Origin of the sequence: Bradyrhizobium sp. 2TAF36, assembly GCF_052114925.1 — a bacterium.
In the GTDB taxonomy this organism is placed as follows: Bacteria; Pseudomonadota; Alphaproteobacteria; order Rhizobiales; family Xanthobacteraceae; genus Bradyrhizobium; species Bradyrhizobium barranii.
The window spans coordinates 1-7971 of record NZ_JBFRFR010000162.1; the positions used below are offsets into that span (position 1 = coordinate 1).

Below are 7971 nucleotides of genomic sequence, written 5' to 3' on the forward strand. Positions count from 1 at the left end.
GGCAAGTCCTGCTCGCCTCGATCGCCTTCAACATGAGGCGGTGGGCCACGATCGCCGCGTGAGCTGCCCGCTCAGGGCGACAACTACAGATCTTGCCAGGCAATTGCCGGGACCAGGGCACTCGCTCCTGACGTCTTCAGCCTCAAGAGYCGATAACGCAACAGGCCCACAAGGGGAGAGGGGAAGAGAGCGCCGCTCACCCGTTCTCCACCAGAAACTCCACCCGCTCCGCCGCGAACCGCGAATGCTTCGTCACCAGCGGCTTGCCGGCGAGATCGTGGTCGGTCGCGTCGACCACCAGGATCGGCCGTCCCAGCGGCAGATCGAGCCGCGCGGCATCGGTTGCGTCCACGATGCCGGCGGTGATCCGGGTCGCGCCGCGACTGTAGTCGCGGACGCCGTAGTGCTCGAGCAGTTTCGTCATCGAGCGCGTCGCGGCGAATACCTCACCCGCGCCCGGGAACAATTCCGCTGACAGCCAGGTGGTGGAGACGCAGATCGGCGTGCGGTCGGCGAGGCGGATCGCCTCGATTCGCACCAGCGGTGCGCCGGCCTTCAATCCCAGTTCGCGCGCGAGTTCGCGGGTTGCGACGTCGCCGGACGCTTCGATCAGCCGGCCATGCGGTTCGCGGCCATCGGCGCCGACGATCTCGGAGAAGCGGGTGCGCGAGCGCAAGGGATAAGCGAGGCGCTGCGCCTCGACATAGGTTCCGCTGCCGCGTTCGGCGCGCACGATGCCGCGCTCGGCAAGCGCGGCCAGCGCGCGCCGCACGGTGTGGCGGTTCACCCGATAGGTTTCGGCGATCTCCATCTCGCCCGGCAGCTTGTCGCCGGCGGCAAAGCGGCCGTCGGCGATGCCGCGCTCGATGCCGTCGGCAACGAGGCGCCACAGCGCGACGCCCGAAGAGGCTGTGTCCTGCATGCTCATGTCGCCGAGAAGCCTACTTCAGAAATCACACGTTTGTCACGAAACAGTCATGGCGCTTCCGTATCAAGTTGTCTATTATCATAGACAACTTGGATTCGGCAAGTTCTGCAGAAAAGTTCGGTGGATTTGGTGACCCAGCACAACAACCAGCAAGTCCAGCGCAAGGCCGCGATGGCCGTGCTGGCGCACGCGGAGGCGGGCGAGATCGCCGCTCGCCTCCGCGCTCTCGCCCTGCCGGCGCATCAGGAGCTACGCGCGCCGGAAAACGGTCTCGTCATGCTGCGCGGCCGGGTCGGCGGCGACGGCGCGCCGTTCAATCTCGGTGAAGCCACGGTGTCTCGCGCAGCGGTCCGGCTCGCGAGCGGCGAGGTTGGCTTCGGCTACACGCTGGGGCGCGATGGCGAAAAGGCGCGGCTGATCGCGCTGTGCGACGCACTGGCGCAGTCCAGTGATTTCGGCGAGGCGGTGGAGCGTGACGTTATCGCGCCGTTGCGCGAGCAGCTTATGATCCAGCGCAAGCAGGCGGCCGCCGAGACCGCCGCGACGAAGGTTGATTTCTACACCATGGTGCGCGGTGAGGGGTGAGGCCATGACCACGATTGCGGAACTGCCGCCGGGTTTCGTCGACAAAGTCTTGTCGGCGCAATCGACCTTTCGTTCGGTGATGGACGCGATGGCGCGGCCGGGCACGGTCCAGCGCATCGTGCCGATGGCGGGATCGCCCGGCCCGATGATGCGCGGCACCGCCGCGATCGCGCTGACGCTGTTCGATCACGACACGCCGCTCTGGCTCGATGCAAGGATGGCGGAGAGATCGGACGTGGTGAAATGGCTCAGGTTCCACACCGGCGCGCCGGTGGTGCAGGACTCTTCGATTGCGAGTTTCGCGCTGATCAGCGACGGCGCCTTGCTTCCGGCGCTCGAACGCTTCGCGCTCGGCACCAACGAATATCCGGATCGCTCGACCACAGTGATCCTTCAGGTCGAGAGCCTGGATTCGGGGCGCAGCTTCGAATTGCGTGGCCCCGGCATCGACGGTGTCGCGACGCTTCAGGCCTCGATCAGGCCATTCGACCTGTTCGAACGGCTGCAGTTCAACGAGGCGCTGTTTCCGCGCGGCATCGATTTGGTGCTGGTCGCCGATGATGCCGTGGTTGCGATCCCGCGCACCACGCCTGTCGTGAACAAGGGAAGCTAGTCGCATGTATGTCGCAGTCAAAGGCGGCGAGCGCGCCATCGAGAACGCCCATCGCCTGCTCGCCAATGCGCGGCGTGGCGACCAGAGCGTTTCCGAGGTCACGCTGGATCAGATCTCGGAGCAGCTTGGCCTCGCCGTGGACCGCGTCATGAGCGAAGGGTCGCTCTATGACCGCGAGCTCGCGGCGCTCGCCATCAAGCAGGCGCGCGGGGATCTGATCGAGGCGATCTTCCTGGTCCGCGCCTTCCGCGCCACCCTGCCGCGCTTCGGCGCCAGCGAGCCGGTCGAGACCGGCGCGATGCGGGTACAGCGGCGGGTGTCGGCGACCTTCAAGGATATTCCCGGCGGCCAGATCCTCGGGCCGACCTTCGACTATACGCACCGCCTGCTCGATCCCTCGCTTGGCCAGGGCTTTGTGCCTGAAGTGCCGGCGACGGCAGAAGCTTCGACGGCGCCCACGCCGCGAGTGACCGATATTCTGGGCCGCGACGGGCTGATCGAATCCTCGCCGCGGGCCGAAGACGGCGCCAGCGTCGGCGATCTCACGCGCGAACCGCTGAACTTCCCGGCCGATCGCGACCTGCGCCTGCAAAACCTCGCGCGCGGTGACGAAGGCTTTCTGCTGGCCATGGGTTACTCCACCCAGCGCGGTTACGGCCGCAACCATCCCTTCGTCGGCGAGATCCGCTTCGGCGAGGTCGAGGTCGAGTTTTTCGCGGAGGACGTCGGCTTCGCCGTGCCGCTCGGCTCCATCGAGCTCACCGAGTGCCAGATGGTGAATCAATTCAAGGGTTCGGCGACGGAAGCGCCGTGTTTCACCCGCGGCTATGGTCTCGCCTTCGGCCAGAGCGAGCGCAAGACCATGTCGATGGCGCTGGTCGACCGGGCGCTGCGTGCCCGCGAGCTCGGCGAAGAGGCCGTGGCCCCGGCGCAAGATGAAGAATTCGTGATGTCGCATTCGGACAACGTCCAGGCGACCGGCTTCGTCGAGCATCTGAAGCTGCCGCACTATGTCGACTTCCAGTCCGAGCTCGGGCTCCTGCGCAAGCTGCGCAAGGAATTTGCCGAGGCCAATGCGCCCGATGCCATGAAGGAGGCCGCGGAATGAACGCGCCCGCCTACAATTTCGCCTATCTCGACGAGCAGACCAAGCGGATGATCCGCCGCGCGATCCTCAAGGCGATCGCGATCCCCGGTTATCAGGTGCCGTTCGCCAGCCGCGAAATGCCGATGCCCTATGGCTGGGGCACCGGCGGCGTGCAGGTGACCGCGGCGATCCTGGGGCCGCAGGACGTGCTGAAGGTGATCGACCAGGGCTCGGACGACACGACGAATGCGATCTCGATCCGCAAATTCTTCGCCAAGACCGCCGGCGTCGCCACGACCACGGCAACAGAAGATGCGACCGTGATCCAGACCCGTCACCGCATCCCGGAGACCGCGCTGCACGCGAACCAGGTGCTGGTCTATCAGGTGCCGATCCCGGAGCCGTTGCGTTTCCTCGAACCGCGCGAGACCGAGACGCGGCGCATGCATGCGCTGGCCGAATACGGCCTGATGCATGTGAAGCTCTACGAGGACATCGCCCGCTTCGGCCACATCGCCACCGCCTACGCCTATCCGGTGAAGGTGAACGCGCGCTACGTGATGGACCCGTCGCCGACGCCGAAATTCGACAATCCCAAGATGGACAATTGCCCGGCGCTGCAATTGTTCGGCGCCGGTCGCGAGAAGCGCATCTATGCGATCCCGCCCTATACGCAGGTGGTGTCGCTCGATTTCGAGGATCACCCGTTCGAGCCGTACCGCTTCAACGCGCCCTGCGCGCTGTGCGCGGCCGAGAATTCCTATCTCGACGAGATCGTCACCGACGACAAGGGCGGGCGCATGTTCGTGTGCTCGGACACCGACTATTGCGAGGGCCGCCAGGCCGCCGGCCATCACGGCAGCCTCAGCGCCGCGCCGTACAAGGACAAGGCGGGCTCACATGGCTGATCAAGACATGGCTGATCTCGATAAGCTCGAAAACGACCAGCCGCTGCTGGTCGCAGAATCCCTCAGCAAATCCTATGGCCGCATCGCCGCGTGCCGCGACGTGTCGTTCTCGCTCTACCCCGGCGAGGTGCTGGCGATCGTCGGCGAGTCCGGCTCGGGCAAGTCGACGCTGCTGCAAATGCTGTCGGGCCAGCTCGCGCCGAGCGCCGGCCAGGTGTCGTACCGGATGCGTGACGGCGTCACCCGCGATCTCACGAGCCTTGGCGAAGCCGAGCGACGCTTCCTGTTCCGCACCGACTGGGGCTATGTCCACCAGGATCCCGCGCAGGGCCTGCGCATGGCGGTCTCGGCCGGCGCCAATGTCGGCGAGCGGCTGATGGCGGTGGGCTGGAATCACTACGGCCGCATTCGCGATACCGCGTCGGACTGGCTCACCCGCGTCGAGATCGACATCGCGCGCATCGACGATGCACCGCGCACCTATTCCGGCGGCATGCGCCAGCGTCTCCAGATCGCGCGCAACCTCGTCACCGAGCCGCGGCTGGTGTTCATGGACGAGCCGACCGGCGGTCTGGACGTGTCTGTCCAGGCGCGCCTGCTCGACCTCGTGCGCAGCCTCGTCGCGGAGCTGCACCTCGCCGTCATCATCGTCACCCACGATCTCGCGGTCGCGCGACTGCTGTCGCATCGCGTGATGGTGATGAAGGGCGGCCGTGTCATCGAGACCGGTCTCACCGACCAGGTGCTCGATGACCCCCGCGAGCCCTATACCCAGCTCCTCGTCTCCTCGATTTTGCCGCCATAAGCCTTCCAAGATGAGTTTTCCGATGACCGCCATGATCGACATYGCCGCCGCGAAAAAGACCTTTACGATGCACCTGCAGGGCGGCATCGAATTGCCTGTCGTCAGCGGCGTGACCTTCCACGTCAACCCGGGCGAATGCGTCGTGCTCTCAGGCCCGTCCGGGGCCGGCAAGTCGTCGATCCTGAAGATGATCTTTGGCAACTACCGCTGCGACTCCGGCCGCATCGGCATCCGCCACCGCGGCGCGGTGGTCGATCTCGCCACCGCCGAGCCGCGGCAGGTCCTCAACATCCGCCGCTCCACCATCGGCTACGTCAGCCAGTTTTTGCGGGCGGTGCCGCGTGTTGCGACCATCGACGTCGTCGCGGAGCCACTGATCGTGAACGGCACGGCCCGCGCCGACGCACAGGCCCGCGCCGGCGAGTTGCTGCACCGCCTCAACATTCCTGAAAGACTCTGGCAGTTGCCGCCCGCGACTTTCTCCGGCGGCGAGCAGCAGCGCGTCAACATCGCGCGCGGCTTCATCTCGGAGCTGCCGATCCTGCTGCTGGACGAGCCGACCGCCTCGCTCGATGCCGCCAACCGCGCCGTCGTGGTCGATCTGGTCGCGGAGAAGAAGTGCCAGGGCGTCGCCATGGTCGCCATTGTCCACGACGACGAAATCCGCCATTTGATTGCCGACCGTATTGTTGACGTCACCAGCTTTGCCGCCGCCGCCTGAAGGAAATGGAAATGAACGCCAAGCCGAAGGACACAGTGATCGCCAACGCCAGGATCGTGCTGGCTGACCGGGTGATCGAGCAGGGCTGGCTCGCTCTCGCGGATGGACGCATCGCCGAGATCGGCGAGGGCAGGGCGCCTGCGGGCGCCGAGGATGCCGGCGGCGACCTCATCATGCCCGGCCTGATCGAGCTCCACACCGACCACCTCGAAGCGCATTACGTGCCGCGCCCAAAGGTGTTCTGGAACCCGGTCGCTGCCGTCATCTCCTATGACGGCCAGCTCGCGACGTCAGGCATCACCACCGTGTTCGACTCGCTCCGGGTCTGGCGCGAGGACGGCGCCGAGGAAGTCGATGGCCGCGCCGGCGTGCTCGCCGCCGCCATCACGACCGCCCGCGATGCCGACCTGCTGCGCGCCGACCACTTCCTGCATCTGCGCTGCGAAATCCCGATGCCGAGCGTGGTGGAGGAGGCCAAGGAGCTGATCGATCGTCCCGACGTCAAGCTGATGTCGCTGATGGACCACACGCCCGGCCAGCGCCAGTTCCGCGACGAGGTCAAGCTGCGCGACTATTATCGCGGCAAGGGCGGCGGCAAGACCGATGCCGAGCTCGACGAGCTGTTCGCGAAGCGCTTCGAGTATCAGAAGCTCTATGCCGCGACCAACATGCGCGAGATCGTGTCGCTGGCGCACAAATACAACATTCCGCTGGCGAGCCACGACGACACCACCGAGGAGAACGTCGTGGACGCCGTGCGCGATCGCGTCTCGGTGGCGGAGTTCCCGACGACGCTGGAGGCCGCGCGCGGCCTGCATCAGGCCGGCATCGACATCCTGATGGGTGCGCCGAACGTCGTGCGCGGCGGCTCGCACTCCGGCAACATCGCCGCGGTCGATCTCGCCCGCGAGGGCCTGCTCGACATCCTGTCGTCGGACTACATCCCGTCCAGCCTCCTGATGGCCGCGCTGCAATTGCCGGAGCATGTGCCCGCGATCAGCCTGCCGGCGGCGGTTCGTACCGTGACGAAGGCGCCGGCCGAGGCGGTTGGCCTTTTGGATCGTGGCGAGGTCGCGATCGGCAAGCGCGCCGACCTGATCCGCGTGCATGTCGCAGGCGACGTTCCCGTGGTCCGCAGCGTCTGGCGCGAAGGAAACCGCGTCGCATGAGCGAGACCGCGACCATGGCACACGATGAGGCCAGCGGGATCGGACCCGGGCGGCTCGTGCTCGTGGTCGGTCCCAGCGGTGCCGGCAAGGACACGCTGTTGCGGCTCGCACAGGCGGCCTGCGTCGACGATCGCGACATCGTCTTTCCGCGCCGTGTCGTGACGCGCGAATCTTCCGAAACCGAAGACAACATGGCGATGAGCCAGGACGAATTCCGCCGCGCGCGCGAGCACGGCGATTTCGCCGTGCACTGGGAAGCACACGGTCATTCCTACGCTCTTCCGCTCGAAATCAATGATGACATCCTCGCCGGCCGGGCCGTCGTCGCCAATGTCTCGCGCACGGTGATCGGCGCGCTCCGCCAGGCCTATACCAACGTCGTCGTGGTCGCGATCACGGCGCCGCCTGACGTGCTGGCGCAGCGGCTTGCTGCCCGGGCCCGGCACAGCGACGGCAATATCGCGGATCGCCTCGCGCGCAGCGTCGACGACGCATCGGCCAATGCCGATGTCACCATCCTCAACGCGGGCAGCGCGGACTATCACAGCCGCCAGCTCGTGCGTGTGATCAGGAACGAAGGCTGGCACGAATAGCCGGCGCAACAAGGAGAACGGAATGTCGGTGATTGAAACGGTCGAACAGCTGGAGGCCATCTACGGTGCCGTTGGTGATGCCTCGACCGTGAAAGTCGCCGACCACGTTACCCCGCTCTACCGCATCTTCATCGAGAAGGCGCCGTTTGCCGCGCTCGCCACCATCGGGCCGGAAGGGATCGACTGCTCGCCGCGGGGCGATCTCCCCGGCTTCGTTCGCATCCATGATCCGAAGACGCTGATGCTGCCGGATCGCCGCGGCAACAACCGGGTCGACTCCTTGCGCAACATCGTGCGCGATCCCAGGGTGTCGCTGATGTTCCTGATCCCCGGTTCCGGCAATGCGGTGCGGGCCAACGGCCGCGCTTGTCTCTCCGTCGATCCCGAGCTGCTCGCCTCGTTCAAGGTCGAGGGCAAGGCGCCGCGCAGCGTCATGGTGATGAATGTGGACGAAATCTATTTCCAGTGCGCCCGCGCCATCGTCCGCTCCGACCTCTGGAATCCCGACAAGCGGATCGATCCGAAGACGCTGCCGACGCCCGGCCAGATTCTCGCCGAGATG

10 protein-coding genes are annotated in these 7971 nt (G+C 66.2%); 9 read left to right on the forward strand and 1 reads right to left on the reverse strand.

Annotation, left to right across the window (positions count from 1 at the left end):
• Positions 1 to 196: 196 nt before the first annotated feature.
• The gene (phnF, locus tag AB4Z51_RS43330) at positions 197 to 928 is read right to left on the reverse strand and encodes a phosphonate metabolism transcriptional regulator PhnF (protein ID WP_071909231.1); all 732 of its coding nucleotides are present in this window, start codon (positions 926 to 928) and stop codon (positions 197 to 199) included.
• A 120-nt stretch (positions 929 to 1048) separates the two neighbouring features.
• Here phnF and phnG point away from each other — a divergent pair, with 120 nt between their 5' ends.
• From phnG to AB4Z51_RS43375, 9 genes are all read left to right on the forward strand, one after another.
• A complete protein-coding gene (gene phnG, locus AB4Z51_RS43335; protein ID WP_014491455.1) occupies positions 1049 to 1513 on the forward strand; it encodes a phosphonate C-P lyase system protein PhnG in 465 nt (154 codons plus the stop codon).
• Positions 1514 to 1517: 4 nt separating this feature from the next.
• Positions 1518 to 2126, forward strand: coding sequence for a phosphonate C-P lyase system protein PhnH (gene phnH / locus AB4Z51_RS43340; protein WP_441499625.1), 609 nt, complete (start codon positions 1518 to 1520; stop codon positions 2124 to 2126).
• A gap of 4 nt (positions 2127 to 2130) precedes the next feature.
• Positions 2131 to 3234 carry a carbon-phosphorus lyase complex subunit PhnI gene (locus tag AB4Z51_RS43345; protein WP_085400872.1) on the forward strand — a complete coding sequence of 368 codons (1104 nt, stop codon included), beginning with the start codon at positions 2131 to 2133 and terminating at the stop codon, positions 3232 to 3234.
• On the forward strand, positions 3231 to 4121 hold the full coding sequence (locus AB4Z51_RS43350) for an alpha-D-ribose 1-methylphosphonate 5-phosphate C-P-lyase PhnJ (RefSeq protein ID WP_085400873.1): 891 nt from the start codon (positions 3231 to 3233) through the stop codon (positions 4119 to 4121). The genes AB4Z51_RS43345 and AB4Z51_RS43350 overlap by 4 nt, the downstream gene beginning before the upstream one ends.
• Before the next feature lie 7 nt (positions 4122 to 4128).
• The gene (phnK, locus tag AB4Z51_RS43355; RefSeq protein WP_085400875.1) at positions 4129 to 4926 is read left to right on the forward strand and encodes a phosphonate C-P lyase system protein PhnK; all 798 of its coding nucleotides are present in this window, start codon (positions 4129 to 4131) and stop codon (positions 4924 to 4926) included.
• 22 nt (positions 4927 to 4948) lie between these two features.
• Positions 4949 to 5647 carry a phosphonate C-P lyase system protein PhnL gene (gene phnL, locus AB4Z51_RS43360; RefSeq protein ID WP_085400877.1) on the forward strand — a complete coding sequence of 233 codons (699 nt, stop codon included), beginning with the start codon at positions 4949 to 4951 and terminating at the stop codon, positions 5645 to 5647.
• Positions 5648 to 5658: 11 nt separating this feature from the next.
• Positions 5659 to 6816 carry an alpha-D-ribose 1-methylphosphonate 5-triphosphate diphosphatase gene (locus tag AB4Z51_RS43365; protein WP_085400972.1) on the forward strand — a complete coding sequence of 386 codons (1158 nt, stop codon included), beginning with the start codon at positions 5659 to 5661 and terminating at the stop codon, positions 6814 to 6816.
• Positions 6813 to 7409 (forward strand): phosphonate metabolism protein/1,5-bisphosphokinase (PRPP-forming) PhnN, encoded by a 597-nt coding sequence (gene phnN, locus AB4Z51_RS43370; RefSeq protein ID WP_135216932.1) that lies wholly within the window; start codon positions 6813 to 6815, stop codon positions 7407 to 7409. Before AB4Z51_RS43365 ends, phnN begins: the two co-directional genes overlap by 4 nt.
• A 22-nt stretch (positions 7410 to 7431) precedes the next feature.
• The coding region (locus tag AB4Z51_RS43375; protein WP_441499626.1) for a pyridoxamine 5'-phosphate oxidase family protein at positions 7432 to 7971 on the forward strand (540 nt) is incomplete at its 3' end.